Annotated in this window: 21 protein-coding genes and 2 pseudogenes; 10 read left to right on the top strand and 13 right to left on the bottom strand. The window is 67.4% G+C overall.

What is annotated here, in order from left to right; all coding sequences use genetic code 11:
• Positions 1–33 precede the first annotated feature (33 nt).
• Positions 34–516, top strand: coding sequence for a hypothetical protein (locus NR810_RS26980; RefSeq protein ID WP_257456509.1), 483 nt, complete (start codon positions 34–36; stop codon positions 514–516).
• 18 nt (positions 517–534) lie between these two features.
• Positions 535–1,245 (top strand): SMI1/KNR4 family protein, encoded by a 711-nt coding sequence (locus NR810_RS26985; protein WP_257456511.1) that lies wholly within the window; start codon positions 535–537, stop codon positions 1,243–1,245.
• A gap of 157 nt (positions 1,246–1,402) precedes the next feature.
• Here the strand turns inward: NR810_RS26985 and NR810_RS26990 are convergent, their stop codons facing one another.
• The 4 genes from NR810_RS26990 to NR810_RS27005 all read right to left on the bottom strand — a co-directional run bounded on the left by NR810_RS26990 (position 1,403) and on the right by NR810_RS27005 (position 6,300).
• On the bottom strand, positions 1,403–1,852 hold the full coding sequence (locus NR810_RS26990) for a hypothetical protein (RefSeq protein WP_257456512.1): 450 nt from the start codon (positions 1,850–1,852) through the stop codon (positions 1,403–1,405).
• Between the two features lie 175 nt (positions 1,853–2,027).
• Complete coding sequence (locus NR810_RS26995) at positions 2,028–3,506, bottom strand: kelch repeat-containing protein (RefSeq protein ID WP_257456513.1); 1,479 nt, start codon at positions 3,504–3,506, stop codon at positions 2,028–2,030.
• A gap of 272 nt (positions 3,507–3,778) precedes the next feature.
• Entirely contained in the window at positions 3,779–4,393 is a 615-nt protein-coding gene (locus NR810_RS27000; protein ID WP_257456514.1) for a response regulator transcription factor, read from the bottom strand.
• Complete coding sequence (locus tag NR810_RS27005; protein ID WP_257456515.1) at positions 4,390–6,300, bottom strand: sensor histidine kinase; 1,911 nt, start codon at positions 6,298–6,300, stop codon at positions 4,390–4,392. Before NR810_RS27005 ends, NR810_RS27000 begins: the two co-directional genes overlap by 4 nt.
• A gap of 299 nt (positions 6,301–6,599) precedes the next feature.
• Here NR810_RS27005 and NR810_RS27010 point away from each other — a divergent pair, with 299 nt between their 5' ends.
• Both NR810_RS27010 and NR810_RS27015 read left to right on the top strand, forming a co-directional pair.
• Positions 6,600–7,187, top strand: a complete 588-nt coding sequence (locus tag NR810_RS27010) for a PadR family transcriptional regulator (protein ID WP_257456516.1) — start codon at positions 6,600–6,602, stop codon at positions 7,185–7,187.
• Positions 7,184–8,752 carry a nitrilase-related carbon-nitrogen hydrolase gene (locus tag NR810_RS27015; protein WP_257456517.1) on the top strand — a complete coding sequence of 523 codons (1,569 nt, stop codon included), beginning with the start codon at positions 7,184–7,186 and terminating at the stop codon, positions 8,750–8,752. The genes NR810_RS27010 and NR810_RS27015 overlap by 4 nt, the downstream gene beginning before the upstream one ends.
• Before the next feature lie 39 nt (positions 8,753–8,791).
• On the opposite strand, the gene NR810_RS27020 is transcribed toward NR810_RS27015, so the two are convergent.
• Entirely contained in the window at positions 8,792–10,930 is a 2,139-nt protein-coding gene (locus NR810_RS27020; protein ID WP_257456518.1) for an ATP-binding protein, read from the bottom strand.
• Between the two features lie 271 nt (positions 10,931–11,201).
• The gene (locus tag NR810_RS27025; RefSeq protein WP_257456520.1) at positions 11,202–13,157 is read right to left on the bottom strand and encodes a BTAD domain-containing putative transcriptional regulator; all 1,956 of its coding nucleotides are present in this window, start codon (positions 13,155–13,157) and stop codon (positions 11,202–11,204) included.
• Between the two features lie 321 nt (positions 13,158–13,478).
• Here NR810_RS27025 and NR810_RS27030 point away from each other — a divergent pair, with 321 nt between their 5' ends.
• Together NR810_RS27030 and NR810_RS27035 are read left to right on the top strand one after the other, a co-directional pair.
• Positions 13,479–14,735 (top strand): Kelch repeat-containing protein, encoded by a 1,257-nt coding sequence (locus NR810_RS27030; protein ID WP_257456521.1) that lies wholly within the window; start codon positions 13,479–13,481, stop codon positions 14,733–14,735.
• 146 nt (positions 14,736–14,881) lie between these two features.
• A complete protein-coding gene (locus NR810_RS27035; RefSeq protein WP_257456522.1) occupies positions 14,882–15,925 on the top strand; it encodes a hypothetical protein in 1,044 nt (347 codons plus the stop codon).
• Between the two features lie 41 nt (positions 15,926–15,966).
• Here NR810_RS27035 and NR810_RS27040 read toward each other — a convergent pair whose 3' ends face one another.
• The 3 genes from NR810_RS27040 to NR810_RS27050 all read right to left on the bottom strand — a co-directional run bounded on the left by NR810_RS27040 (position 15,967) and on the right by NR810_RS27050 (position 18,792).
• Complete coding sequence (locus tag NR810_RS27040; RefSeq protein ID WP_257456523.1) at positions 15,967–16,548, bottom strand: hypothetical protein; 582 nt, start codon at positions 16,546–16,548, stop codon at positions 15,967–15,969.
• A gap of 92 nt (positions 16,549–16,640) precedes the next feature.
• Positions 16,641–17,942 carry a PQQ-dependent sugar dehydrogenase gene (locus NR810_RS27045; RefSeq protein ID WP_257456524.1) on the bottom strand — a complete coding sequence of 434 codons (1,302 nt, stop codon included), beginning with the start codon at positions 17,940–17,942 and terminating at the stop codon, positions 16,641–16,643.
• A gap of 139 nt (positions 17,943–18,081) precedes the next feature.
• Positions 18,082–18,792 (bottom strand): glutathione S-transferase family protein, encoded by a 711-nt coding sequence (locus tag NR810_RS27050; protein WP_257456526.1) that lies wholly within the window; start codon positions 18,790–18,792, stop codon positions 18,082–18,084.
• A gap of 121 nt (positions 18,793–18,913) precedes the next feature.
• Here NR810_RS27050 and NR810_RS27055 point away from each other — a divergent pair, with 121 nt between their 5' ends.
• On the top strand, positions 18,914–19,804 hold the full coding sequence (locus NR810_RS27055) for a LysR substrate-binding domain-containing protein (protein WP_257456527.1): 891 nt from the start codon (positions 18,914–18,916) through the stop codon (positions 19,802–19,804).
• Positions 19,805–19,862: 58 nt separating this feature from the next.
• Here the strand turns inward: NR810_RS27055 and NR810_RS27060 are convergent, their stop codons facing one another.
• The gene (locus tag NR810_RS27060) at positions 19,863–21,245 is read right to left on the bottom strand and encodes a serine hydrolase domain-containing protein (RefSeq protein WP_257456528.1); all 1,383 of its coding nucleotides are present in this window, start codon (positions 21,243–21,245) and stop codon (positions 19,863–19,865) included.
• A gap of 20 nt (positions 21,246–21,265) precedes the next feature.
• The gene (locus NR810_RS27065; RefSeq protein ID WP_257456711.1) at positions 21,266–21,754 is read right to left on the bottom strand and encodes a MarR family winged helix-turn-helix transcriptional regulator; all 489 of its coding nucleotides are present in this window, start codon (positions 21,752–21,754) and stop codon (positions 21,266–21,268) included.
• Between the two features lie 115 nt (positions 21,755–21,869).
• Here NR810_RS27065 and NR810_RS53040 point away from each other — a divergent pair.
• From NR810_RS53040 to NR810_RS27080, 3 genes and pseudogenes are all read left to right on the top strand, one after another.
• A pseudogene (locus tag NR810_RS53040) lies at positions 21,870–22,034 on the top strand (IS701 family transposase); the annotation flags it as partial.
• 98 nt (positions 22,035–22,132) lie between these two features.
• Positions 22,133–22,882 (top strand): DUF3943 domain-containing protein, encoded by a 750-nt coding sequence (locus NR810_RS27075; protein WP_257456530.1) that lies wholly within the window; start codon positions 22,133–22,135, stop codon positions 22,880–22,882.
• A 354-nt stretch (positions 22,883–23,236) separates the two neighbouring features.
• Positions 23,237–23,644, top strand: a complete 408-nt coding sequence (locus NR810_RS27080) for a flagellar hook-length control protein (protein WP_257456531.1) — start codon at positions 23,237–23,239, stop codon at positions 23,642–23,644.
• 865 nt (positions 23,645–24,509) lie between these two features.
• Here the strand turns inward: NR810_RS27080 and NR810_RS27085 are convergent.
• Together NR810_RS27085 and NR810_RS27090 are read right to left on the bottom strand one after the other, a co-directional pair.
• Positions 24,510–25,160: a LysM peptidoglycan-binding domain-containing protein gene (locus NR810_RS27085; RefSeq protein ID WP_257456533.1), complete on the bottom strand. Its 651-nt coding sequence runs from the start codon at positions 25,158–25,160 to the stop codon at positions 24,510–24,512.
• A 135-nt stretch (positions 25,161–25,295) separates the two neighbouring features.
• Positions 25,296–25,412: pseudogene (locus NR810_RS27090) on the bottom strand (IS3 family transposase); the annotation flags it as partial.
• Positions 25,413–25,526 lie beyond the last annotated feature (114 nt).

Genomic DNA, 25,526 nt, shown 5'->3' on the forward strand with positions numbered 1-25,526 from the left:
GAAAATGGCAATCGCAGGGTATGAGGAACGCCCATGAGCGACGAGCGCACGCCTGCCGAGCCCGAAGTCATGGAGCCCACGTTCTGGCGGAAGAACGGCTGGACGGCCAGGGTCATCAAGAACGAGGAGGACGACGGCTGGGCCGTGGAAATCCGCAAGCAGGGGCTCGCCGAGCCTGTCCTCATCAGTCCGTGGGTGATGGGCCGCGACAAGAAGAACCCCAAGCCCTTCGATGCGACGGCGTTCGCGACCTTCGTGAAAACGGCCTCGGAGGTCCTGGACCGCTCCGCGCGACAGCGCGACCAGGCCATGACCAAGAAGCTCTCCATCGCCTGGGAGGGCCGCTGGTACGAGGTTCGGCTCGAGATCGTGGCCGATGAGTATGAGCCCCACGCGCTGCTCTCCGCCATCGACGACACTGGCGCGACCGTCGCGAAGCATCGCGTGCCCGTGACCTTCAAGTTCAACAGAGACGTCGCCAACGAGTGGGTGCGCGGCGGCTTCTGCGAGCCCTGAGCTGGCATGAATGTATCCATGGATGAGTTCATCGCGCGTGCATCGCAGTGGGATCCAGGCTTCCCAGCGCGAATCCGCGGTGCGACCGCTCAGGAGATTCAGGCGCTGGCTCGTCTGACGGGACTCCCCCTCCCCGGGGTTTACGAGGCCTTCCTCGCGCGCATGGGTCATGGAGACGGAGATCTGGACGTGGGGATGGATGGCACGACGGACATCTCGGCCATGATTGATTACTATCGCGACTCCTTGTCGGAGGACGAAGGGTTCCCGCCCCATTGCATCGTCATCGGGACCGGAAGCATCTCATCTGACATCTGCCTGGAAATCGTCCCCACAGGAGAGCCACGCGTCGTATTCACGGAAGGCAACAAGGTCTATGGCCTCTACGCAGAATCATTGATGGGGCTCTTGTTCAGAAATGCCTTTCTTGGATTTCGGCTGTACACCCGGCCTTCCTATGCCTTCTATGCTTCGTCCTATGCAGCGCTAGGATTGATGAACAGAGTGGATGAGGCCCGCCGCGTCATTCTCGAGCTTGGCTTCGAGGAAGAATGGTTCTCCGACAGCATCTGTGTTTGCGCGGAGCGCGGCGACACGGCAATTGGTATTACGCAGTTCGAGAAACAAGGAATGGGCGTCTCGATAGGTTCTCGAGATGCCAGTGAGCTCGCGCGGATTGGAGAGGTATTGAAGAAGAAGCTTGGACTCTCTCTCCAGAAGCCGCGCTAGTGTATAGGCGGGATGGGGGCCCTGTTGAGGTATAGCAAAGCCCCGGTCGCCATCAGGCGAGCCGGGGTTTTCTTTTTCCGCTGAAGCCGACAGCGCGGGAGCCCACGACGGGAGACGGCCCGGGGGGGATGGGCCCGCCGCGGGGGCCGACGAGTAGTTACGTGCTGCTGAGCGCAGTCCGGATGGCAGAGCCCTGAATGGCCTGCGTGAAGATGGCCGTCCCGCCCCCGGCAATGCCGTCATTGTCGGTGAAGAGCGTCTCAAAGGTGTTGACGTCGAAATTGATTATATCCGAGGCGCCCTGACGATTGCTAGGAACGTAACGCAGGGTGTTGTAACCGTTGTTGTCCGAGTTGGGCGTATTCAGGTCGTCGGATGAGCTGCCGTTGTTGAGGTCGATCTGCTGCACCTCTTTGTTGGTATAGTAGAACTTGGCCTTTCCGCCCGAATATCTCACCTCGAACGTTAGACTCTGGCTCGGCCCCAGATTGATGGCGCCAGGGTCCGATGCATCCTTCAGCCGGATTTTCACTGGGATGACGTTGTAGTTGTGGTTGAAAAGGATGTAGGAATTGATCGTTGACGGGTTGAAGGACTGGCTGCTCATGTGGACTCTTCTCCTCTGTGTAGGTGTTGAAGTGTCGCGTCACTGCGGTGCTTCGGTTGGGGAAGGGCCTCAACTTGTTCCATCGGCCCTACCCATTTTTTCGATCTGGCCTCTGAAGGGCAGTCGATAAATCACTCGCCCGCGGGTTCAATGCAACCTCAGAGAGGCTTTGCGCTCAGGGCACGTACACTTCCGCCGTGGCAAGTGGGCGGGTGCCATCTTCGCCACCCACGACGAGAACCCTGCCTGAGGGAAGCAGCGTCGCGGTGTGAGCTCCGCGGGGCGCGGCCATGGAGGCGGTCGCGGACCAGGAAGAGGTGGCTGGGTTGTACAACTCCGCGGTGTTGTCATCGCTGCTGCCGTCGCCCCCCGCGATGAGCACCTGGCCCGAAGCGAGCAGCGTGGCGGTGTGGCGGGAGCGGCCTTCGACCATGGCGCCAGCCGCGGACCAGCTGTTGGTGCCTGGATCATACAGCTCAGAGGAAGAGGGAGCGGTGAGCGATTGACCCCCTGAGATGAGCACCTTGCCAGAGGGGAGCAGCGTGGCCGCGTGAAGGCCATGGCCCGTCACCATGGAGGCAGCTGGAGCCCACGTATTGGTGTCCGGGTCGTACACCTCGGCGCTGCTCAAGCTCCCGGAGCCATTGGACCCCCCTGAGACGAGGACCTTGCCCGAGGGGAGCAATGTGGCGGTGTGGTTGAAGCGGGCGGTGCTCATGGGGCTGGCCTTATCCCAGCGGTTGACGAGCGGGTCGTACACCTCCGCAGTGGCTAGAGCGTTGGTGCCATCGGTGCCGCCGGTGACGAGCACATTGCCCGAGGGGAGCAACGTCATGGTGTGATCGTAGCGGCCCACGTAGAAGTAACCGGCGTTGAACCAGGAGTCGGTCGCTGCATCGTACACCTCCGCAGCGCGCAGGGGGGTCGTCCCATTGGTCCCCCCACTGACGAGCACGTAACCAAAGGGGAGCAATAGGGAGGCGTGAGCGAAGCGGCCGTTGGACATGGCACGGGCTGGAGACCAGGCGTTGGTCGCTGGATCGTACAACTCCGCACTGCTCAGGGTGGTCGTCCCATTGCGCCCCCCAGCGATGAGCACCCGGCCCGAGTCGGTCAGCGTGGCGGTGTGGTTGTAGCGGCTCGTGGATATGGACCCCGCGGACGTCCACCCAGTGACGCTGAGTTGAGCCGTGCCGCTCACGTCACCCAGGGTGGCGGTGATGGTGACGGGCCCACCCCCGGCCACGCCGGTGCCCAGGCCCGTGCTGCTCACGGTGGCAATGGCGGTGTTGCTCGTCGTCCACGTCGCGCTGCTCGTCACGTCGCCCGTGGTGCCGTCGCTGTAGCTGCCTCGAGCGGTGATCTGCTGTGTCGAGCCCTGGATTACCGAAGCCGTCGTGGGGGTGAGCGTGATGGAGGTGAGGAGGCGAGCGGCGGTGACCTCGAGGGTTGCCTCGCCCGAGGCTTCGTCCGCGTTGACTGTGATGATGGCGCTACCGGGCTCGAGAGCCGTCACTTTGACGGTGCCGTCCGGTTGCGGTTCGACGGAGGCCACTCGAGGAGCGGACGATGTCCATTGCCGTGAAATGGAGGCGTCGAGGTCGACGACGCGGCCATCGTCATGGACCCGCTGGGCCTTCGCGGTGGTCGTCATACCCGCGGAGATGCGGGTCTCCGCGAGGACGACACGGATCGAGAAATCGTCTGATGGAGATGAAGAGCAGTGGCAGCCAGTGACTGCCAGCGTCAAGCAGAAGGCAAGAAGGGAGATCGGTAGGTTTTTCATGCGAAGTGGCCCTGGGTCCATGGTGGGAAAGGCCCAGACGGCCAGCAGCCAGAGGAGGTGCCGCGTTCATGTCGGCGCGGCCATCTCTACTCCGAGTGCCAGGTCATGGATATTGGACCTAGTGCTTACACAGCGCGGGCTCAGCCCTGGCCCAGCCGGTCCACGAACCGCACCAGCTCCGCCACCGAGTCCACGTCCAGCTTCTGGATGACGCGGGCGCGGTGCACCTTGATGGTCTTCTCGGTGGTGCCCAGCCGCTGGGCGACCTCCTTGTTGGTCAGCCCCTGGGCCACCAGCGCGCATACCTCGCGCTCGCGGGGAGTGAGGTCGGCATGACGGGCATGCAGCGCGGCTGTCTCGGCGCGGCCAGCGCGGGCCGCCGCGTCCTTGAGCAAGGCCTGGGAGATGGATCCCAGCAGTTGTTGCTCATCAAAGGGCTTGAGGAGGAAGTCCACGGCGCCGGCCTTCATGGCCCTGACGCTGGCCGGTACATCCCCGTGGCCGGAGATGAAGATGACAGGCAGGTGGCAGTCCTTGGACTCCATGGACTGCTGCAGCTCCAGCCCGTTCAGCCCCGGCATCCGCAGGTCCAGCACGGCGCAGCCCGGCGTGTCCCCGGACAGCTGCGCGAGGAACTCGGAGGGCGAGGCGAAGGGCTTCGTGGCATAACCGGCGGCCCGTAGCAGCCGCACCAGCCCCCGCAGCACGGACTCATCGTCGTCCACGAGGAAGATGGTGGCGGGGGCTTGTGTCATGGCGAGGACTCCGTGTGCGCCGAGGGAAGCACGCACCGTAACAGAGCCCCCTGCGCCGGAGGGCTCTCGGCCTGCAAGCGGCCGCCGTGCGCCTCGACGATGGAGCGGCTGATGGACAGCCCCATGCCCAGCCCGTGCTCCTTGGTGGAGTAGAAGGGCTCGAAGATGAGGGCCAGCCGCGACGGCTCGATCCCTCCTCCCGAGTCCTGCACGCTCAGCTCCACCTGCCCCGGGCCTGGCGAGGCGGTGCGGACCCGCAGCTGGCGCTGGCCCGCGGGGACATCGGCCATGGCATCCATGGCGTTGATGAGCAGGTTGAGCACCACCTGTTGGAGCTGGATTCCGTCCCCCTGGACGGCGGGCAGCGACGGGGCCAACTCCAGCTGCAGGGTCACGCCGCGCAGGTGCATGTCGTTGGCCAGCAGGCGCGCCACCTCGCGCACCAGGTCATTGAGCGAGTGGAGCTCCTGCCGGGGCTCCCCCCGCTTGAGCAGCGCGCGCATGCGGTGAATGACTTCGCCCGCGCGCTTGTCGTCGGAGATGATGTCCCCGAGGGCCTCGCGCACCTCGTCCAGCTGCGCGGGGGTGGCGTTCAGCAGGCGGCGTGCGGCCTGGGCGTTGCTGAGGATGGCGGCCAGGGGCTGGTTGAGCTCATGAGCCAGTGAGGCGGCCAGCTCGCCCAGGGCGGCCACCCGGCTCACGTGGGCCAGCTGATCCAGGGTTCGACGCGCCTCCATCTCCGCGAGCTTCTCCAGGCGTTGGCGCTCGAGGAGCTCGGCCTGGGCACGCATGCGGCGGCGGCGCTCCACCACGAGCCCCCCGGCCACCAGCGCCTGCAGGCCGCTGACCGTCAGGGCCCCCAGGACCCACCAGCGGTAGCGCTCCCAGAGCGTGGGCTCGTCGAAGGCGAGCCGCACCCCGGGAGGCACCCGATCGCGGGGGATGCCCCAGCGCCGCAGCGCGCGGGCATCGACCGTCAGCGTGTCCACGGGTGCCGGCTTCAGGGGCGCGAGGAATTCCTCCTGCTCTCCGCGCAACACGCGGGAGGTGAGCATGCCCAGCTGTTGGCCCACGGCCTCGTAGCTGACGAGCGCTCCGCCGACGAACCCCAGACCCAGGACGGTGTCGTGGAGGGCGAAGCAGGGCCGATTGCTGGCGGAGAGCAACATGCGTGCGATCTCGCGCCCCACGAAGGGTCTCCCGCTGGGATCGGTCATGAAGGTGAAGGTGAGGACAGTGGTGTCGTCGGGCAGGGTCCTCGCGCGCTCGAGCAGCTCGGCCAGCGGCAGGTTGCTCAGGTCGATGAACTCCAGCCTTCGCCGCGCCAGCAGCGGTTGCAGCTCTCGCACCATCTGCTCCTGCTGAGCGCGCTCCCAGGGACTGGAGCCGTTGACGAGCGCCAGCCTCCGGGTGCCAGGCAGCAGCTGCAGGGCCAGCTCCGCGGTGGCCCGCATGTCATAATGCAGCCAGAGGCCCGCCACCCGCTCCGGGCGAGGCTGCTGCTCCCAGAGCCGCTCGTCCTCGGAGAGGACGATCATCGGGATATCCGGCCATAGCTCCCGGCGCAGCTGCAGGGCCAACTGGACGGCGTCGGAGCGGAAGGCGATGAGGGCATCCGGCCGACGCTCCCGGTACTTGGCCAGATACCAGGTGTACAGGGCGTGTGTGTAGGCAGGCCCGCGGGCCCAACCCAGATCCAGGCTCTCGACATCCAGAGTGATCGGGCCGTCCTGGGCCTCCCACAAGGAGGAGCGGAGACTGGCGACGAGCGTCGCCATGGCGGGCAGCGCCGTATCCTCGGGAATGAGCAGGAGCACGGACTTTCCAGCCGGACGCGCCTCCTGGGCCACCGCCTGGGGGGGCAGCAACGATAGGACGCAGAAGACAAAGACCACGCGCCAGGACATGGTGGACACTTTGAACCGCATGAGGGGGATCAGGAGACTCCAACGCTGGACGGCGAGGAGCGGTTCCTCGTGTGGGCACGTTAGAGGGTGTTGAGAAGAGGTAGGCAGGCCCAAGATATAGAGGTCCCCTGCAACCGACCCAGCACAAGGCACGGGTTCGATTCCCGCCGCTTCCATGTCGGAGCGCGCTGAGAGGCTCGGAGAACCCGCTGGGCCCACGCACCGCCGCCAGCCCCAGGCCACCGATGGGGGTAGCCACCGATATATCAGCCTGATATATAGGGGGGGAGGAGGCAGTCGTGGCGAGAGAGAGCACCTGTCAGTTCGCCATCCTGGGGATGCTGTGCCGGGAGCCGATGAGTGGATACGACCTGCGCGGTGCCATCGAGCAGTCGGTGGGGCACTTCTGGCAGGAGAGCTACGGCAACCTGTACCCGACGCTGGAGCGGATGGAGGAGGAGGGCCTGGTCGAGCTCGACCGGGAGGAGCACTCGCGGGGCGGACGGGTGCGGAAGGTGTACCGGGTGACGGCGAAGGGGCGGAAGGCGCTCGCGGAGTGGCTGAGGCGGCCGGTGCTTCCCCACGTCGAGCGCAATGAGCTGTTGCTCAAGCTCTTCTTCGGGGCCCAGGTGGGTCCTGAGGACTCACTGGCCCAGGTGGAGCGCAGCCGCGCCGAGGCGGAGGGGCTGCTGGCGGCGCTGCGTCGCATCGACGAGGACGTCCGCCACTCCCGGGAGGGCCACCCGGAGCTGCTCTACAGCCACCTGTCCATCCGCGCGGGGCTGCTCGGGCTGGAGGCGCACCTGCGCTGGTGTGACGAGGCGCGCGAAGCGCTCCAGCGGCTCGCCCGGACGAAGGTTTCGACGAGAGAAGAGGGAATGCGATGAGTGGTCATCCGGATGAAGGCTCGCGGCGCCTGCCCGCGTTCGTGCCGTGGCTCGCCCTGTTGGGTGGAACCGGGTCGTTGATGCTGTTGAACACGGAGTGGGCCCTGCTGCCCGGCTGGCTGATGGGAGCCCTGTTTCTCCTCTTCTCCCGGCAGCGTCGTCCGGCGGTTGGCTTCGTGAGCCTCCTGGTGGCGAACACCGTCGCCGTCGGCGTGGCGAACCTGCAGGTGTTCCCGGGCTCCGCCGCGAGCGCCTTCGGGATGGCCTTCGGTGGAGCCGTGGTCGTCGCGCTGGTGTACCTGGCGGACCGGCTCATCGTGGGGCCGCGGGCGTCCTTCTTGGGGACGCTCTTCCTGCCGGCGGCGATGACGGGGCTGGAGCTCTTCAGCAGCATGGGCAACCCGTTCGGCACCTGGGGCGTGCTGGCCTACACCCAGGCCCGGGCGCCGGTGCTGGTGCAGCTCGTGTCGGTGACGGGGCTGTGGGGCCTGACGTTCGTCATGGCGTGGTTCGCCACCGTGGCCAACTGGGCTTTCGAGCACCGGGACACGTGGCGCCGCGTCCTGCCCGGGGTGGCGGTGTACGCGGGAGTGTTGATGGGCATCCTCGCCTTCGGCGCGCTGCGGCTCGCGGGGGCGGGGAGCGTGGGCGAGCGCGTCCGGGTGGCGGGTATCACCGTGGCGGGGGAGGTAGCCAAGGGCCGCGAGGCGGGGCTGTCCCGGCTCATCAAGGGCGAGGCCTTCGGCGACGAGGACTGGCGCGCTTTCGCCGAGGCCTCGCGCGCGGTGAACGAGGAGCTGCTGCGCCTGTCGGAGCGGGAGGCCGTGAGCGGGGCGAAGCTCATCCTCTGGTCCGAGGGGAACGCGGTGGTGCTGGCCGGGGAGCTGGAGGCCCTCATCGCGCGGGGGAGCGCACTGGCGCGCGAGCGGAGCGTGTGGCTCGGCATGTCGGTGGCGAGCCTCACGCCCTCGGTGGAGCGGATGCTGCGCAACGAGCTCATCCTGGTGGGGCCGGACGGGGCGGTGGCGTGGCGCTACGTGAAGTCCCGGCCGGTGCCGGGTTGGGAGGCGGATCACTCCATTCCGGGCAGCACGGAGCTGCCGGTGATCCAGGCCCAGGGAGTGGGGATGCTGGGGGGAGCCATCTGCTTCGACGGGGACTTCCCCGCGGTGTTCGCCGACGCCTCGGCGCGAGGGCTCGAGCTGCTCCTGCTGCCGTCGAGCGACTGGAAGGGCATCAGCCCGCTGCACACGCGGCAGGCGGTGTTCCGCGCGGTGGAGCGGGGCTTCAGCATGGTGCGCCAGGTCAACCAGGGGCTCTCGGTGGCGGTGGATGGCTACGGGCGCGTGTACGGCGAGCTGGACCACTTCACGGCGGGGGAGGAGCGGGTGCTGCGCGCGGAGCTGCCGGTGGGGCGGGTGCCCACGCTCTATGCGCGCATCGGGGACCTGGTGGGTCTGCTCTCCGGGCTGGTGGCGCTGGGCTGGGTGCTCCAGGCCGCCGTCCGAGGGCTCATTGCGCGGCTGCGGGGCACCGTCAGGGCCGTCGAGGCGAGCCGGGCCTAGAAGACGGCGTGTGTCCCTCCTGTAACGCGAAGGGCGTGCTCAGGCCCCCGCCTGAGCAGGCTGATAAGGGATTTCCAACGTGAAGGTGGCGCCCTTGCCGGGGCCGTCGCTGTGGCACATCAGGGTGCCCCCCAGTTCCTGGGCCGCCAGGGCACTGGAGTGCAACCCGAAGCCGTGTCCCTCCGCACGGGTGGTGAAGCCGAACTGGAAGATGCGGGTGCGCATCTCCGGGGCGATGCCCATCCCATTGTCGTGCAGCTCGATGCGGACGCGGTCGTGGGTGGCACGTTCCAGCTTGATGCGGAGGAGCCGCTCATTCGCGGGCACGTGGTCCATGGCGTACCTGGCGTTGCTGATCAGGTTGACCAGGATCATCAGCAGTTTGTGCTTGTCGGTGAGCACCTGCGGTAGCGACTCCAGCTGCCGCTCGATCTTCACCTGATGCCGTGACAGCCCCGCCGAGTTGATGCGCAGCGAGTCCTCCACCAGTTGCTCCAGGAGGACGGGCTCCTGCATCCTGGGCTGCCGGGCATAATCCTGCTGCACCTTGACGATCTCCCCGATGTGCTCGGCGTGACGGCCCACATCCTCGAGCAGGGAGACCACCTCCCGGCGCTCGTCCACCAGGTTCTCGCCGAGCTTGTCCAGGAAGGGCAGCAGGTGGCGTCCACGCTCCTCCTGGAGGAAGGTGGCGAGGTCGGATTGTCGGTCCTGGAGCATGGTGGCGACCCGGGTCACATGCTCCACGCGCATCTTCATCACCCGCTCCTTGGCGACCTGGGACGCGGTGTAGACGCTGTTGAGCACGTTGCCCACGTTGTGCAAGACGTTGGTGGCGATCTCCGCCATGCCCGTGCGCCGTGCCGTCTGGACGAGCTGCTGGTGGACGTCCTTCAGCTCCCGGGTGCGCTCTTCCACCCGCTGCTCCAGCCCCTCATTGGCCATGCGCAGCTCCTCCTCGCGGTGCTGGATCCGATCGGCCATGACGCGGAAGGCCCGGGCCAGCTGTCCCAGCTCATCCTGGCGCTGGATGTCCAGCTCGACCTTGAATTCGCCAGCCGCGATGCGCGCCGTGGCCTGGGTGATACCAGACAGGGGACGGGTGATCTGCTGGCGGAGGACCCAGTACATGAGGGCCAGCTCGATGATCAGCGACAGCACACCGAGCAGCAACACGATGCGCGCCGCGCGCAGGGCGGCCTGGGTCACTACGTGCTCGGGCTGGATCGTGGCGAAGAACCACCCGGTGCCACGCATGCGTGACACGGCGACATACTCGCCATACTCCGGCAGCGCGAATGCGCCCTGCCCGGGCCCCTGGGTCTTCATGCGCTCGAGGATGCCGCGCAGGTGGACCTGCTGCGCCTCGGCGTTGCTCTGTCCGGGGGGGCGTTTCAGGTCCACCTTGGGATGGGCGATGATCTCGCCGTCCTCGCTGAAGAGGACGTTGTAAGCGGAGGGCAGATGGTCTCCGAGGGTGCGGGCCATCAACTCCTCGAGCAGGATGTCGTGGCTGATGGCCGCGACATACCGCCCATCCATGTCCAGGGGCGTGGTGACCGTGGTCAGCCATTTGGAGCTGATGCGCTCCTGGTAGACGCTGGTCCAGCGCGTCTCCCGTTGCGGGTTGTTCTCGGGCAGGCTGCCGAGGAAGTACTCCGCGGAAGCCACCGAGGCATCCGCCGGGGCATCCTGGCTGTAGGTGGGGCGCTCGGGCCAGTAGATGAGGCCCGGTTGCTCGGGCAGGGTGATGAAGGTGCTCTTGAAGCGGACGCGAAAGGCGGGCCCGTACTGGCTGAGTACCTCATACCCGGCCACGAGCCGGCGGCGCATCCAGCCATCCATGGGAACGCCTCGGGGAACGAACAGTCCCACTTGACGCGTGCCATCGAAGCTCTCGGGACGGTTGCGGATGCTGCCGTCGGGAAGGCGAGCGAACAAGCGCTCGAAGCGAGCGTCCACCTCCTCCTGGGAGAGGGAGCGGATGCGCTCCTCCAAGGCCCGATTGAAGGCGGCGTGGTTGTCCTGGGCGAGCAGGAAGATGGCCTCCTCCCGGGTGGTGCGCTCCACCACGTGCCGCTCCAACCTCTCCAGCGCCTCGGTGCGCAGCATGCGGAACATGTGCAGGTAGCTGAAAAGCGTGGAGAGGACGATGACCACCGCGATGCGTGCGCCCATCTTGAGGAGCGTCGATCGGGCGAGGGGAGCGCGGGGTGGAGACGTGTGAGGCATGAGAGGATTCGACCTGCGGTGCCCGTGGCGAGACCCTGAGCCCAACGCGATGGAGTCCCTGCTGGGAATTGTCCGGCGGAACACCGCGTGGCGCGGTTGACATTATCACCGGTGAATTTCCGATGCCTGATTCACCAGGGATGCCGTGCAGGGCTCGCGCGGACCCTCGCTCGCCCCCATTGGAGGCGAAGGTAAAGGCCCACCGCCTCCATTCAGCTCAGGAAGCGCGTACGACCAGCGCCTCCTGCTGCGCGCGTTCGTCGAACAGCGCGGCCCGTGCGGCGTCTCCCGCCTCCCGCCAGTGGTGGGCGAGGAGGGCGGCGGGAACCTTCAGCGTGGAGAGGTGCTCCGCGACGCGCCGGTGCAACCACACCCCGACCGGAGCGGGGAGGTGTTGGAGCACGGCCTCGTAGAGGAGGTCGTGCGTGAACCAGTGGTCGCGCACGAGCTGCGCGGCCAGCAATTCCTCCCACCCCTGCGTGATGTGCAGGGGATGCGCGTCCAGCACCTGCGCGGCCAGCTCCAGCGAGAACTGCTGCCGGGCCACCGCCAACGTCCGCGCGAGCTGGAGTGCCCGCGCGGACAGCCGCTCGAGTCTGCGCTCGAGGATGGCGCCCACCCGGCCCGCAGGGGGGAGCGCTCGGGGCAGGCCCTGGGTCAGCTCGCCGGATTCGATGAGACTCTTGAGTGTCTCGATGATGAAGAGGGGGTTGCCCCCGGTGAAGCGCGCCAGGGGCTCGGCGAGTCCCGAGGCCTCGGGCACGTCCACGCCGCCCAGCAACTCGGCCACCTCGGGCGTGGAGAGCGGCTCCAGCTCCACGCGTACCGCCAGCCCGGCTTCCACCATGCGGCGGATGAGGGCCTCGGCCTGCGGGGCCTCGCCGCGGCGCAGGCCCGCCACCAGGTGGGGCAACCGCAGCATCATCCCGGCGTCCATGGCGGCGGACACCATGTTGGAGACGGCCTCGAAGCTCTCCGCGTCCATGTATTGGAGGTCGTCAGCGACCACCGAGCCAAAGGATTCGCCCGTGAGACGCAGCAGCTCCAGCATGGCGCTGAAGAGGCGGACCTTGTCCACTTCACCGGTGGGGGTGAAGCTCCCGTCCTCCAGCTCCGGGAGGATGCACGTCAGCTCGCGGCGGACCCAGGCCGGCAGCACCACGTCTGGCCGCTGCGCGAGCATCCGCCGCCAGAAGCGCGCGTGGGTGGCGAAGGGCACGGTGGTGTCCCCCGGCCGCGAGGAGAAGAGGAGGGGCCGGCCGCAGGTGGCGGCGAACTCGGTGAGCAGCCGTGTCTTGCCCAGACCCGGCTCGCCCACGACGAAGGCCGGGATGCGTGCCTTCCACGCCGTCTCCAGCTGTGCCCACGCCCGCGCCCGTCCGGCCAGTACGCGCGGATGCAGGACGGAGAGGGGCAGCTCCCGCCGCACGGGCCGTTCCGAGAGGAGCGCTGGGGCGCCGCTCTCGATGTCCCGTGCCAGCGCCTGCGTCTCTTCCATGGGGGACATCCCCAGCTCGTGCTCGAGCACGGCGCAGCAGCGGGCGTAGGCGCGCAGCGCGGAAGCGCGGTCGCCGAGCAGGCAATGCAGGCGCATCGAGCGGCGCCATGCGGACTCGCGGGTGGGCTCCTTCTCCAGCACGAGCAGGTTCCACTCCAGGGCGGCGCGCTGCTGGCCCTCGCGCTCGAGCCGCGCCGCCTCCTCCTCGCCAGCGTGCAGGCGCAGCTCGCGCAGGTGGTCGCGCTGGCCGCGCACCCAGCCACTCAGCTCGTCGCAGTCGTCATAGGTGTAGCCGTGGAGGAACTCTCCTTCCAGGCGCGCGACCTCGGCGTAGCGTCCGCTGGAGAAGACCTCCACCAGCCGGGCCGCGTCGCAGGTGAGCCGGGGAACGAGCCGCAGCGTGTCCTGCGAGGTATCCACCAGCCCGGTGCCAGCGGCCTCCCTCAGACGGCGCAGGAGTTGGCGCAGGTTGTTGCGTCCCGTCTCGCGTTTGGAGTCGGGCCACAGCAGCTCGGCCAACGGGGCGCGCGCCGTGGCGCCTCGCAGCGCCAGATAGGCCAGGAGCGCGGCTGTCTTTCGCTCCAACCGCTCCAGCCGTACCTCCGGTCCGTCGAGGCGCGCGCCGCCGAGCAATTCCAGCCTCCAGCCCGTCCCGGTTTCGTCGTCGTGCTCCATGCGTCTTCGAATCACTCCTCGCGAAGGCGCAGCATGCTTCCGAGCTGGGGCGCCAGTCACGCATCAGTCACTCGGGCAACTTTAGGTTTTTCGTCCAGGAGGCGGCCCCTGGTGGATGAGTCTCTCGCTGGCACAAACCACCCAAAAATCCACCACGGGCGGACGTGACAAGGCATCTCAAAGAAAAAATCCGCTCGAACCACAAGACGAAGTGTGACTGACGCTGGGATGGATTCACACCTTCTCAGAGATTGAACAGACCTCACCCTCATCTTTCGCCATCGTGCGTCTCGTGCGCTGGCTCTTCAAACAGAGGAAGACATGTATCAAAAGACATCACAAATCCTGCTGTGCCTTGTTTCCGTGGCGCTGTCCGGATGCGACTCGCGGCCTGAAGAGGCGGTCCGGTCCCTGGGTTCCCTCCGGCAGACGCAGACGCTCGAGGTATGCAGCACCCCCGGTTCCCTGAACAACGCTCGTCACCATCACACGGTGACGGTGTTCGGGGATGGCAAGGTGCTCGTGGTGGGAGGGGTGGACAGTAACGGCACGCCCCTCTCCAGCGCGGAGCTGTACGATCCGGATACCGGCTGCTGGACCGCGGCCGGCTCGCTCAGCACGCCCCGGTATGATCATGCCGCGACGTTTCTGCCGACTGGCCAGGTGCTGATCACGGGTGGAGAGACTGACGGCTACACCGACAGTACAGCTGAGCTCTACGACCCGACGAGTCCTGAAGGGTCTAGATGGACTCCGGCAGGCTCCATGAACAGCGCCCGGGCGGGTCATACGGCGACGCTGATCAACGAAGACGAGGTGCTGGTCGTGGGCGGACGGGCGTATGGCGATGACACGGGCACCTTGGAGATCTACGACATCGGGAATGGGACCTGGACGTTGCTCGAGAATATACACCTCGCGACGCCTCGCTCCGGTCACACGGCGACGCTGCTGTCGGAAGACAGGGTGGTCATCATGGGGGGGAACAGCTTCTACAACAACGTCGCCAGCGTGGAGCTCTACGAGAAAGACACGTCGGCCCCGAGGGGCAGGTTGACCTCGCTCTCGCCCCTGTCAACCGAGCGCGTGGGCCATACGGCGACGTTGCTGTCGACTGGCAAGGTGCTCGTGACGGGTGGCCGGGATGCGCTGTCCAACGACTTGAATTCCTCGGAGCTGTACGATCCCACCGATCTCGATGTCGACGATGGTGCCAAGGGCGATGGTCGTGACGGCTCCACGGTCCCGGCGGGCGGCGATACGGGCACCACCATGACGTATGGGCGTCGGGGTCACACGGCGACCGAGCTCCCGGATGGGAGGATCCTCGTCCTGGGAGGGATCTTCCAGAGCATCGGCAGACCCACCGAATACCGCAACACCGCCGAGCTCTACGACCTTGTCGAGGATCGCTGGTCCACGTTGCCGTGCACGCCCGAGGACACGGCCAGGTGCATGGCCAAAGGTCGTGCGTGGCACACGGCGAGCATGTTGCCGACGAAGGGGAAGGTGCTGATCACGGGTGGCTTTGCTGGCCCCGATGGAGCCCTGTCCTCCGTCGAGCTGTACACGCCGTGACCCGGGGGCGCCGCTGACCGCGAAGCTGCGCTTCGATCCATGACGGTCGCGTCGGATCAATCCTCTTCGCATGAGCCCCGAGCCGCTCACGGCGCGGGGCCTCATCATTTCTCCTCACGTATAAGCTGAGGGTGTACGTTCTGCACATGCTCTCACGCATCGCGGTGCTGCTCGTCCTCGGACTGCTGGCCTGGCCCTCGGGGGCATGGGCGTGCAGTTGTCCCCTGGAGCTGGATGTCCGTGATGCCCTGAAGGAGGCACGTGAGGAGGCGGTTCTCATCTTCCGTGGCCGGGTCGACGACATCCACGAGGATTTCGGCAAGGACGAGCAGGGTCCGTACGTCCGCCGGGTGACGCTCACGGTGCTGGAGACGTTCAAGGGAAAGGCCGCTCCCAAGCAGGTCTTCGACCAGTCCGAGATCATGTGTGAGTACGGCTTCGACAAGGGCGTCGAGTACCTCGTCTACGCGTACGGAGACGAGAAGAAGGGACTCGGGACCTCCGTCTGCACGCGGACCCAGCCCGTGCGTGGGGCCTCCGTCGAGATGGAGTCCCTGCGCTCGGGAATCCTCCCCCGCCGCCCCGTGGCCATGCGGCGACAGCACCTGAGCTGCACCCGGTGCGAGGTGGAGGCCGTGGCGCGAACCCTGGTGTGCGGTAGCAAGGTGCCTTGTGAGCCGAGCAACGGGAAGACCTCGGAAGACGCCCTGCGCGAGGGCCGCCCCTTCTGGGAGATCGCGGTGAAAGAAGACACCTGGAAGGATCGGAGGGTCTTCGGTGTGGGCCTGGACGGGCGGGCGTTCCAGCTCGTGCAGCGGCCGTACCTCGGAGCGGAAGAGGCCTGCGAGCAGCGCGTGCTCCGGCGAAGGTGTGAGCGGCTGACCCTGAAGCCCTTGGGGCATGGGGCCCGCATGACGTGTACGGGCGTCTCCGAGGAGGAGCCACTCTGTGATGAAAAGGCCACGCGCCGTGCCACGTGGGGTCCGGTGGAAGCTCCGCCCCGGGGGCGTTGCGACTGGAGTCGCGCGGATGCCCCAGATTGTGAATGGGACTCGGACACCGTACCACTCGCGCCCGGCGCACCGACGCGTCCCGGACTGGTGTGTACGACCGGGGACCGCGGGAACATGTTCCCCTGCCGGGTCGTCCCCGATGCGGCCGCCATCCCGCCGGCCGCGGACGGCCCGTAGCACGGGCCTGGAGGACGTTCAGGCCCGCGCTCCCCTTCTGGTTAGAAGCGCAGGCCCAGGGTGGCGACGACGTCGAAGAAGCCGCCGCTGGGATTGTCGAGCTGCTCCGAGAGATCCTCGTCCAGCAGCAGCCGGTAGGTGGCCCGGGCTCCCGCGGTGAACTTGCCCACGTTGAACTCGACGCCCGCGGCCAGCGGCACCTCGCCCACCAGGCCCGACTGGTAGCCGCCCAGCAGCGTGCCCTCCGCGAAGACGTACGAGCCGCCAAAGCCGGCGCCCACGAAGGGACGCACGGTCTCCAAGAAGGGCGGGGACAGCTTCACCAGGGCGGAGCCTCCATGGCGCGTCAGGGCCAGGTCGAACACGCCCGCATCGCTGATGACGTTGTGCGCGCCCTCGTAGCCCAGCTCGAAGCCGAGGAAGCGCATGGGCTGCAGGTTCACCGTCAGGCCCCAGCTCGGACCCGTCTTGGCGATGTCGCCCAGGGTGCCCGTGTAGTTGCCCACGCCGCCGCGCAGGAAGACCTTCACCTGACCGGTCGGCTCCGCTTCCTTGGCGGCCGCCGTACCCGCCGTGCCCAGCGCCGCTACGAGTCCCAGTACCGCCATCCCATGACGCGACATCTCATCCTCCAGTGTGGTGTGAGTGCGCGCAGGCTAGCCATCGCGTTCCGCCCGCGCATCCTTTCTGTCTCGATTGTCGGGCCCGGGGCGGATCAGCGCGGCGTGAGCTTGAGCAGCCGTCCGTTGTCGGCGTCGGTGAGCAGGTAGAGTGCACCCTCGGGGCCCTGGACGACCTCGCGGATGCGCGCGTGCAGGTCGGTGAGCAGCCGCTCCTCTCCCACCACGCGGTCATTCTTCATGACGAGCCGCACCAGGGCCTGACTGGACAGGCCTCCGATGAAGATGTTCTCACGCCACTCGGGGAAGAGGTCCCCGGAGTAGATGGCCATCCCCGAGGGGGAGATCACCGGATCCCAGTAGTACACGGGCTGCTCCATCCCCGGGCCCTGGGTGGACTCGTGGATGGGCTCGCCGGAGTACTCCTCGCCATAGCCGATGGTGGGCCAGCCGTAGTCCTTGCCGGCCTCGGGGCGGTTGAGCTCGTCGCCACCGCGGGGCCCCATCTCCACCACCCAGAGGCGCTTCTGTTTGTCCAGCGCCGCGGACAGCACGTTGCGGTGTCCCAGGGACCAGATCTCCGGCCGGGCATCCTTGCGACCGACGAACGGGTTGTCCCTGGGCACCGAGCCATCGGGGTTGATGCGGACGATCTTCCCGAAGTGGCTCTTGAGATCTCGCGCCTGGACCCGGCCCTCGCGGATGGAGCGCTCGCCGAGCGTGACGAACAGCTTGCCATCGGGCGTGAACACGAGGCGTCCACCCGCGTGCAGGGTCGACTCGAGCGTGGGCTGCATGCGGAAGATGACCTTCACGTCCTCCACGCGCGGCTTCTCGCCCTCCACGAGCCGCGCGCGAGCCACCGCCAGACCATTGCCGCCCTCGCGCGGCTCGTAATAGGTCCAGTAGATGAGGCGGCTCTGGGCGTAGTCCGGACCGATCTCCACGTCGAGCAGACCGCCCTGATTGCGGCCATCCACGGGTGGCAGACCCGCGACGGGCGGGGACTTCGCGCCCTGGGGTGTGACGATATAGAGGGAGCCGGTCGGCTTCTCCGTCACGAGCATGCGACGATCCGGCAAGAAGGCGATGGCCCAGGGCTTGTTGAAGCCGGAAGCCACCTCGGTGACCTGGAAGGCCGTGCGTGTCTGGACGGCCGGGGCGCGCGTCTGCCCGGGGAAGGCCGGCTTGAACTCGGGCACGTTGGGGGGAGCCGTCTCGACCGGAGCGCCTCGAGGGTTGGGCCCCTTGCGCGGCACCGACTGCTGGCTGTCGCCCGCGCGGTCGGGGGCAAGGTTCCCGCTCTGGTCCGAGGCGGGGCGGGGGCTCTGGCCGGATGCCTGCCCCGAGGCAGACAGGAGGGCCGCACAGATCAAGGTCTTCAGGAAGGTGTGCATGGGGCTTTCTCGGGGGGCAGATAAACATGACACTCGCCCCCCGCCGTCCTGTCGGTGCGCGGCTGTTCTCACTCCGACAAATGAGGCCGTGAAACTGCTGGCGGACGCGGTGAAGGCGCGGCGGAGTTGACGGCTCGTCCTAGGCAGCCGCGCGTCGGATGGACGCCACCGCTTCTTCGAGACGAACCTCGCCTTCGAAGCCACCCGCCGAGACGGCCGGCCGCTGCTGTTCGATCGCGTGGGCGAACTTCACGGCCGGATCGGCCTCGAGCTTCTCGACGAGCCGCTGCAGGTTCGGGAATGCACGGCGGTCGACCACGTCGTGGTACTCGGTCCAGCGGGCGATGCCGATGAAGTAGGCGTCCACCAGGGTGCGGTGCTCGCCGAGCAGCCATGGGCCGTCGCCGAGCAGGGCCTCGAGCCTGGCGTGGGCCTTCTGGACCCTGGCCCGACCGTAGTCGGTCAGTGTCTTCTTCGCCTCCGGCTCCAGCTCGTGCTCGTAGGCATACCAGAGCGGGCTGAACGAGCCGAAGAAGGTCGTGTTGAGGAAGGCCAACATCTGGTTCCAGCGGTCGAAGTCGTGGGTGCCTTGGGGGAAGGCGAGCCGCCGGTCGATGCCGAGCGTGCCGAGGTGATTCATGATGGCGATGGTTTCGTTGATGACCCTGCCGTCGGCCTTCATCAGGGAGGGCGTCTCCGCGACGGGGTTGATGTGCTTGTACGTGTCGCTCGTGACGACGCTCGGCATCTCGATACGGCAGAGCCGATAGGGCCGCGCGAGCCACTCGAGCGCGACGATGGAGCCAAACGAGCAGCCTGACGGGACACCGTAGAAGAGGATGGGGGTCACGAGATTCTCCGTGGTCGAAAGCCCGTTGATTCGGGTGCCATCACTCTGTTGCCGTGGACTTCGACCGGGTAGAGGCCGGAGCGGTGACTCAGCGTCTACGCCTGTGTACTTTGGGACCTCGATGCTCAACCTCAACGACCTGGCTCTCTTCGTGGCAGCAGTCGAACACGGCGGCTTCGCGGCGGCGGCGCGACGTCTCCGCGTGCCGAAGGCGACCATCAGCAAGCGGGTGGCGGAGCTCGAGGCGAGCCTCGATGCCCGGCTCATCCACCGCACCTCGCGCAGCTTCACGCTCACCGAGGTCGGGCGTGATTTCCACGAGCACGCGCGCGCGGTGCTGATCGAAGCGGAGGCCGCCGAGCAGGTGGTGCGCAGGCGCGTCGCCGAGCCCAGCGGTACCGTTCGGCTGACCGCCAGCGTGCCGACGGCACAGCTCTACCTGGCCGAGCAACTGCCGAAGCTCGCGCGCGCCTACCCCAAGCTGCAGGTGCATCTGGATGTGACCGACCGTTTCGTGGATGTCGTGCAGGAGGGATACGACATCGCGGTGCGCTCCCACTTCGCACCGCTTCCGGCCTCGGCTCTGGTACAGCGGCAGCTCGCGAGCGAGCCCATCATCCTCGTGGCCGCCCCCGACTACCTGGCGGCGCGGGAGCCGCTGGAGCGGCCTGAGCATCTCGGGCGCCATGATGGCCTCGTGACCGCGCCGGGCTCGACCGGCTGGCGCCTGCGCGGCTCCGCGGGCGAGCGCGTCGAGCTCAGCCCGATCACCGTCATGGTGGCCAACGAATCGACCGTGCTGCTGGGAGCCGCCAAGGCCGGCCTCGGCGTGACCTGTCTGCCCGAGAGCCTCTGTCGTGCGGCCCTGCGATCGGGCGAGTTGGTCCGGGTGCTACCCGAGTGGGATGCGGGGACCGTCACGACGACCCTCTTGATGCCCCACCGGCGCGGCCAGTTGCCCGGCGTCCGCGCGACGGTGGATTTCCTGATCAAGAGTCTCACCTTGGATTGAGGCCATTCGGCACACCGAGGGCCGCCTTGAACCTTCAGCTGTTGGCCCAGCTCGGCTTCTAACGATTCACGCGCGGCAGCCGGGTGCCGATGAAGTCCGCGACATTGAAGGCGTGAGGATGCCCGCGATTGGCCAGCACGATCACCTCGTACCCCGATTGGGGATAGATGGCGAAGTCGGCGTTCACGCCCGGTGCGCTGCCTCCGTGGCCGTACCATGCTTCACCGTTGCGAACCGCCACGCGCAGGCCGAGCGACCACTGCGCATTCCCTGCCTGGACGTTGGCGGTCGTGAGCATGGCGAGGTGCCTGGCGTCGAGCAGCCGGGCTTCCCTCAACGCGGTGCCGAAGCGATGCAGATCGTCAATCGTCGAGTAGCCACCACCGGCGGGCAGACCGACGTAGAACGGCAGCGGCTTGAGCCCCGTCCGCGCGGCGCCGGTATAGGGCAACGCCGTGTTACCGGCGGACGCCAGGGGTGAGGTCGACGACATGCCCGCGGTGCGGAAGACATTCCGCTCCAGATAGACATCCCATGCCAGACCCGACACCTGCTCGACGATCGCGCCGAGCAGGATGAAGCCGAAGTTGCTGTAGCCCCAGCGCAAGCCGGGTGGAAATGCGGCCTGCCGTGTCCCGAACAGCCGGATGAAGTCGGACGGAGTATGGAGCTCCGCGGCATGCGCATCGTAATCGGCACCGAAGAAATCCCCCGTGCCGCCGGTGTGCGTCAGGAGGTGCTGCACCGTCACCTGCCGCGCGAGCGCCGTGTCTGGATGGGCGGGCAGGAGCGACGCAACCGTGTCGGTCAGGCGAAGTCGGCCGTTCTGTACGAGCTGCAGGACGGCAACGGCCGTGAACATCTTGCCCATCGAGCCGATGCAGAAGCGTGTGGCAGGCGTCGCGGCGAGTCCTTTCTCGACATCCCGCGAGCAGTAAGCCTCCCGAAGCAGAACGACCCCATCTTTCGCGACCAGCACCGCACCGGAGAAGCGATTGGCGGCCGCCTCCACTCGCAGCTTCTGACGAAGCTGGGTCAACGCTTCGTGCTCGCCGAGCCGGCGAATGGCGAAGTCGTCGGGCGGAGGCGCACCGAGGAAGGAGAGATCGTCGATGCGTCCATCGCCGATGGAAAGTACGACCTTGGAGAAGCGCTCCCAGTTGCGATCTCGGACCCAGGCTGTGACCTGCCCCGGCGCTGTCTGCTCTCGACGCAACAGGGTGAAGCCACCCGTCGCCTCGCGGAGCCCGAGGTCGTCGTCCAGATACGGGACCAGGGTGGGAATGTGCGCCTTCACGAAGTCCGGATAGGTCGACGCACGCGCATCGTTGAACGCGGCGAGCCACCTCTCCAGCCAGTCTCCGGGCGCGGCAACCGGTACGGCCGATTGCACCGGATGCTCGGACCGCGGAACGCAGGCGAGCATCAGCGAGGCGGCCATGAGCTCGCGTCTCGACCACCTCATCGCCTGCCTCTGGCATCGTAAGCAGCGGTGATTCGCTCGAAGAGGGACTGCCGCTCCAATGCCGCCTCCAATCGAGCGAGGGCATCGCCGAGGCCACCTGCCTCCACGTCGAGCGCGAGGGAGGCTTGCTCGAATGCAGCCCACAAGGGCGCGAGTCGGGCCGCGAGGGCTTTGCCCCTGGGGCTCAAGGACAAGAGGCGCCGACGGGCGTCCGAGGCGTCGGGCTCCTGGCGGATGAGGCCGGCCTTCTCCAGTGAAACACGCGTCTGGCTGACGGAGACATGGGTGATGCCCAGCGCCTCCGCCAGGGCGCCGACGCTCATGGGCCCGTTCAGCGCAAGCTGGTTCAGCACGCCGAACCAGCGCTGCTCGAACTCCACACCCTGGGCCGCATAGGCGCGTGCCGCGTCATTGTCGAGCCGCTCGGAAAGCCGGCGCAGACGTGCACCGAGCGCCGCGCCCGCTTTCGTTCGTACGTAATCCATGATCGCCAACCCCTCTCATGCGTAGGTGCCTACATAACATGTGGAGAGAGCCGGTCAATGGGCGCGCCGCGTTCACGAAGAAGGTGTCCGGGGAGCGACCTCGACGTGCGGACGAGAGCTCGGGCTCGACCACTACGAGGGCCGCCGCTTTCCGGGCTGGCACCACCACGTCTCCGTCGCCCTTTGCTGCTACGCGTTCATCATCGCCGAACGCGTGCGGCATTTTTCCCCCTCGACCCGAGGGACGTCACAAGCTCAGCCGCAGCCGCTCCCGGCCTGAGCGCCATTTCCATGACAGCTTCATCACCGCCCGGCTCGCCATCCGGGCCCTGACGCAATAGTGCTAAGGTGTCTTCGCCAATCAGGGCGAGGGACTCCATGTTTCGACTCACCGTGCTCGCCGCTTGCCTGTGCGCAAGCGCGAGCCTCGCGGCCGAACCGGTGCGGCTTGCGCTGCCCGGACTCACCGGCATCCAGGTTTCACCCGAAGTTTCTGACTTTTACTCGGAGCACCTGGCGCAGCAGCTGAACTTCCAGGGCATGAGGGGGCCTGCGCCAGAGGTGCCCGCGCCGCAATCGCCTGTGCCATCGTTACCCGCCCGCCGCTGGGACGTGCCGCTGGCCCACACCGCGGGGCTGGTGGTGGGGATGCGCGCCTCGCTCTCTCTTCTCTGGCCGCGCCACTATGACCCGAGCCGGCTGCGCGAGGGGTTCTCGCACCTGCGCGAGGCCTACACCCGGCCGCCCGAGTTCCACCGGGACTTGCCGCTGCTCGAGTCGGATGGGGACCCGTGGCTACTCAACGCCGTGGGCCATGGCCTCTTCGGCAGCGAGATTTACAGCCGTGCCCGCCACTGTGGTCAGTCTCCGGCGGCGGCCTTCCTGGCCACCTTCCTGGCCTCCACGGCGTGGGAGTACACGCTGGAGGCCTTCCACCAGCGCCCCAGCGCGGTGGATTTGGTCTGGACGCCGCTGGCCGGGGCCCTGCTGGGCGAGGGGCGCTACCGCCTGCACCGGGCGCTGGTGCAGGGCGGCGGGCAGAGCCCGGGCGCTGCGCGCAAGGTGCTCTTCTTCGTGGTGGACCCGCTGGGCGAGGCGGAGCGGCGGCTGCTGGGCGCGGGCTGCTGACTCAGCGCGTCCGCGCCAGACGTTGCCAGCGCGCGTGGAGGGCCAGGTAGCGCTCCTGGTCGCGGGCGCGCACCCACCAGCCGAGCGCCGCCGCGTCGTGGCCTGCGAGCAACTCGTTCGGGACGCCGCAGGCTGGGAAGGGGCCAACGCAGTAGACACTCCCTCGACCCGTCACTGCTGATTTTGCCCGAAATCAGGAATGAAGAGGTTTTGCCTGAGTTCATTTGTATCCTGTCACTTCCCGTGTTATCTCATACCTCCCCAACACGGAGGATTGGCGTGAATCGAATGCTGGCTGGAGCTTTGGTCGCTGTCTTCTTTGCCCTTCCCGCGGAGGCCTCGGGCGGCCGAGGCATGACGTGGATCAAGAGGAGTCACTTCGCCTCGAATGGTGCGGACTGGGTGGGCTGCGACAATGGCATCTTTTGCAATGCCTACTCTGGAGATACGTCCTGCACCGCGTCGCTGCCGATCCTCTGTATCAAGCAGGACTTCTCGCCCGCGCCCAATGGCCTGCCGCCGGACTGGTACACCGGGTGGGCGTCCGGGCACATCACGACGACTCCCCCTGTCCAGGGAATCACCCTGACGAGCGCGGCCGTCGCCGATCAGATCTGCGCCGCCAACTTCGGAAGCGGCTGGCGGATGGCCCAGTTCCACGACGGCGGCGGGTGGAACTTCTATGCGTACGGCAACGTGCGCGATGACATGCGCTTCTGGGTCCGCATCAGCGATCAGCCCGCGAACTGCTGGAATCCGTAGTCCATCTCCATCCTGGAAATCCACCCCAAGCTCCGCTCTGTCTTCTGTGCATTGCTGTCTGGCTCGATGCTGTCCGCCTGTGGCGGTATGCCCGAAGAGGTGGGGCTGACTCCAGCCGGGGAGACCCTGGGCATCCAGGAAGCGGCCCTGGATTGCGCCGGAGCCAGCTGCCGCTGACACGCGCGCCGCGCTGGTTCTACCGGCTGGCTTGGAGGGGGATGCGGTGGTTCTACAACCCGCTCGTCCTGCCCCTGCTGAACGAGCGGCGCCTCGCGCTGGGGCTCGTGCCGGTGAAGGACTCCGTGACGCACCTCTTCCCGGCGGAGCACGCGCTGGTGGCGGCGGACCCGGAGCTCTTCCCGCTTCCCCCCGACATCTCCTCGCCGCAGCTCGGGGCCTTCTGCCTGGCGGACGAGCGCCCGCTGCCGCCGGAGCTGGAGCGCTTCCTGGCGGCGGGCGAGCCCCTGGTCTACATCGGCTTCGGCAGCATGCCGGACTCGGACCCGGAGCGGACCACGCGCCTCATCGCCGAGGCGGTGCGGCGCGTGGGGTGCCGGGTGGTGCTCTCCTCGGGGTGGGCGGAGCTGGGAGCCACGGACCTGGGCCCGGACTTCCTTGCCGTGGGCCCGCTGTCCCATTGGCGGCTCTTCCCGCGTCTGGCGGCGGCCTTCCACCACGCAGGCGCGGGGACGACGGCCGCGGCGGCGCGCGCGGGCGTGCCGCGAGGCGGCGGCCCGGGTGGGCGAGCGCATCCGCCAGCGCGACGCCCTGGAGGCGGCCATCTAGCACATCACCACCGGAAGGAGCCCCTCGGCGCAGCAGGGCGGGAGTCCTCCCTCCGGGGTGTTCCGCCGTGCGGCGGGCGCTACATCGTCGGCATGAAGATCTTCAACCCGCTGCGGCCACCGGCGCCCAGCGTGTTGCGCTCGATGAAGTCGCTCACGGACGAGCGGCCGTCGCCGGTGGTGATGGCGGTGTGGCCGTAGATGCTGCCCAGGCGCGAGGAGGTCTTCTCCCAGGTGAGGACGAGGCCCGGAATCTTCAGCGCCTGCTCGAGTGACATGTTGACCTGCTTGAACTTGTCGCGCGGCAGGTTGTTGTCGATCTGGTTGCCGTTGCCCCAGACCTTGAAGCCGAAGGCGTTCTGGATGGCCTTGCTCACGCCGGTGGCGCACAGGCCCTGGCTGTTGTATCCGCCCATGCTCAGCGCGGCCGCGCGGCCGGCGCTCGCCAACTTGCGCATCGCGGCGGTCGCCTGGCCCGGACCCGCGGTGCCACGGCTCTCCTCGACCTGATTGCCGCCCTTCGTACCGCTGCTGCGACCGGGACGCTTCGTTCCCTTGGACGGCTCGAAGCTGTCGCTCTGGCTGTGGCCGGGGATGCGCAGGGTCTTGCCCGCGTAGATGAGGTTCGGGTTGGCGATCTTGTTGAGCTTCGCCAGCGTCGAGACGCTGGTGTTGAAACGGGAGGCAAGAGCCGAGAGGGTGTCGCCCTTGCGGATGAGGTAGGTGGACATGCGGAATCTCCTTGAACGATTGTCGCGGCGGCCGTCGCGAAGTTGCGTCCGGATTTTCCAGGCTCTTGGATTTTGCTCGGGGCTGGAGGGGAGCGCTCCAGGAGTGGGCTTGCCCCGGTTACGTGGACAGTAGGGTTATGCTGCCAACTTCGGCGGTAAGGCCGCAAGCTCAAAGTCCACTGGGCTGACGTAGCCCAGCGACGAGTGCCGCCTTTGGCGATTGTAGAAGACCTCGATGTACTCGAAGAGAGCAGAAGAGGTTCGTAGGGTTTCCCGCTGTCCGCTCGTCTGCCCTGCCGAGAGGCAGGGGCCTCATTCCCGAGGAGAAACGGGCCCTTGGCGGAGTGCGCACTTCGTGGGGGGCCC

Source organism: Archangium lipolyticum, from assembly GCF_024623785.1.
GTDB lineage: Bacteria > Myxococcota > Myxococcia > Myxococcales > Myxococcaceae > Archangium > Archangium lipolyticum.

Excerpts from the sequence above, each read along its gene's own strand:
- NR810_RS26985 (WP_257456511.1), top strand. The coding sequence starts at position 535 with ATGGATGAGTTCATCGCGCGTGCATCGCAGTGGGATCCAGGCTTCCCA.
- NR810_RS27005 (WP_257456515.1), bottom strand. The coding sequence starts at position 6,300 with ATGTCCTGGCGCGTGGTCTTTGTCTTCTGCGTCCTATCGTTGCTGCCC.
- NR810_RS27080 (WP_257456531.1), top strand. The coding sequence starts at position 23,237 with ATGACGTGGATCAAGAGGAGTCACTTCGCCTCGAATGGTGCGGACTGG.
- NR810_RS27085 (WP_257456533.1), bottom strand. The coding sequence starts at position 25,160 with ATGTCCACCTACCTCATCCGCAAGGGCGACACCCTCTCGGCTCTTGCC.
- NR810_RS27040 (WP_257456523.1), bottom strand. The coding sequence starts at position 16,548 with ATGTCGCGTCATGGGATGGCGGTACTGGGACTCGTAGCGGCGCTGGGC.
- NR810_RS27020 (WP_257456518.1), bottom strand. The coding sequence starts at position 10,930 with ATGGGCGCACGCATCGCGGTGGTCATCGTCCTCTCCACGCTTTTCAGC.
- NR810_RS27030 (WP_257456521.1), top strand. The coding sequence starts at position 13,479 with ATGTATCAAAAGACATCACAAATCCTGCTGTGCCTTGTTTCCGTGGCG.
- NR810_RS26990 (WP_257456512.1), bottom strand. The coding sequence starts at position 1,852 with ATGAGCAGCCAGTCCTTCAACCCGTCAACGATCAATTCCTACATCCTT.
- NR810_RS27055 (WP_257456527.1), top strand. The coding sequence starts at position 18,914 with ATGCTCAACCTCAACGACCTGGCTCTCTTCGTGGCAGCAGTCGAACAC.
- NR810_RS26995 (WP_257456513.1), bottom strand. The coding sequence starts at position 3,506 with ATGACGACCACCGCGAAGGCCCAGCGGGTCCATGACGATGGCCGCGTC.
- NR810_RS27000 (WP_257456514.1), bottom strand. The coding sequence starts at position 4,393 with ATGACACAAGCCCCCGCCACCATCTTCCTCGTGGACGACGATGAGTCC.
- NR810_RS26980 (WP_257456509.1), top strand. The coding sequence starts at position 34 with ATGAGCGACGAGCGCACGCCTGCCGAGCCCGAAGTCATGGAGCCCACG.
- NR810_RS27045 (WP_257456524.1), bottom strand. The coding sequence starts at position 17,942 with ATGCACACCTTCCTGAAGACCTTGATCTGTGCGGCCCTCCTGTCTGCC.
- NR810_RS27075 (WP_257456530.1), top strand. The coding sequence starts at position 22,133 with ATGTTTCGACTCACCGTGCTCGCCGCTTGCCTGTGCGCAAGCGCGAGC.
- NR810_RS27035 (WP_257456522.1), top strand. The coding sequence starts at position 14,882 with ATGCTCTCACGCATCGCGGTGCTGCTCGTCCTCGGACTGCTGGCCTGG.
- NR810_RS27015 (WP_257456517.1), top strand. The coding sequence starts at position 7,184 with ATGAGTGGTCATCCGGATGAAGGCTCGCGGCGCCTGCCCGCGTTCGTG.
- NR810_RS27060 (WP_257456528.1), bottom strand. The coding sequence starts at position 21,245 with ATGGCCGCCTCGCTGATGCTCGCCTGCGTTCCGCGGTCCGAGCATCCG.
- NR810_RS27025 (WP_257456520.1), bottom strand. The coding sequence starts at position 13,157 with ATGGAGCACGACGACGAAACCGGGACGGGCTGGAGGCTGGAATTGCTC.
- NR810_RS27065 (WP_257456711.1), bottom strand. The coding sequence starts at position 21,754 with ATGGATTACGTACGAACGAAAGCGGGCGCGGCGCTCGGTGCACGTCTG.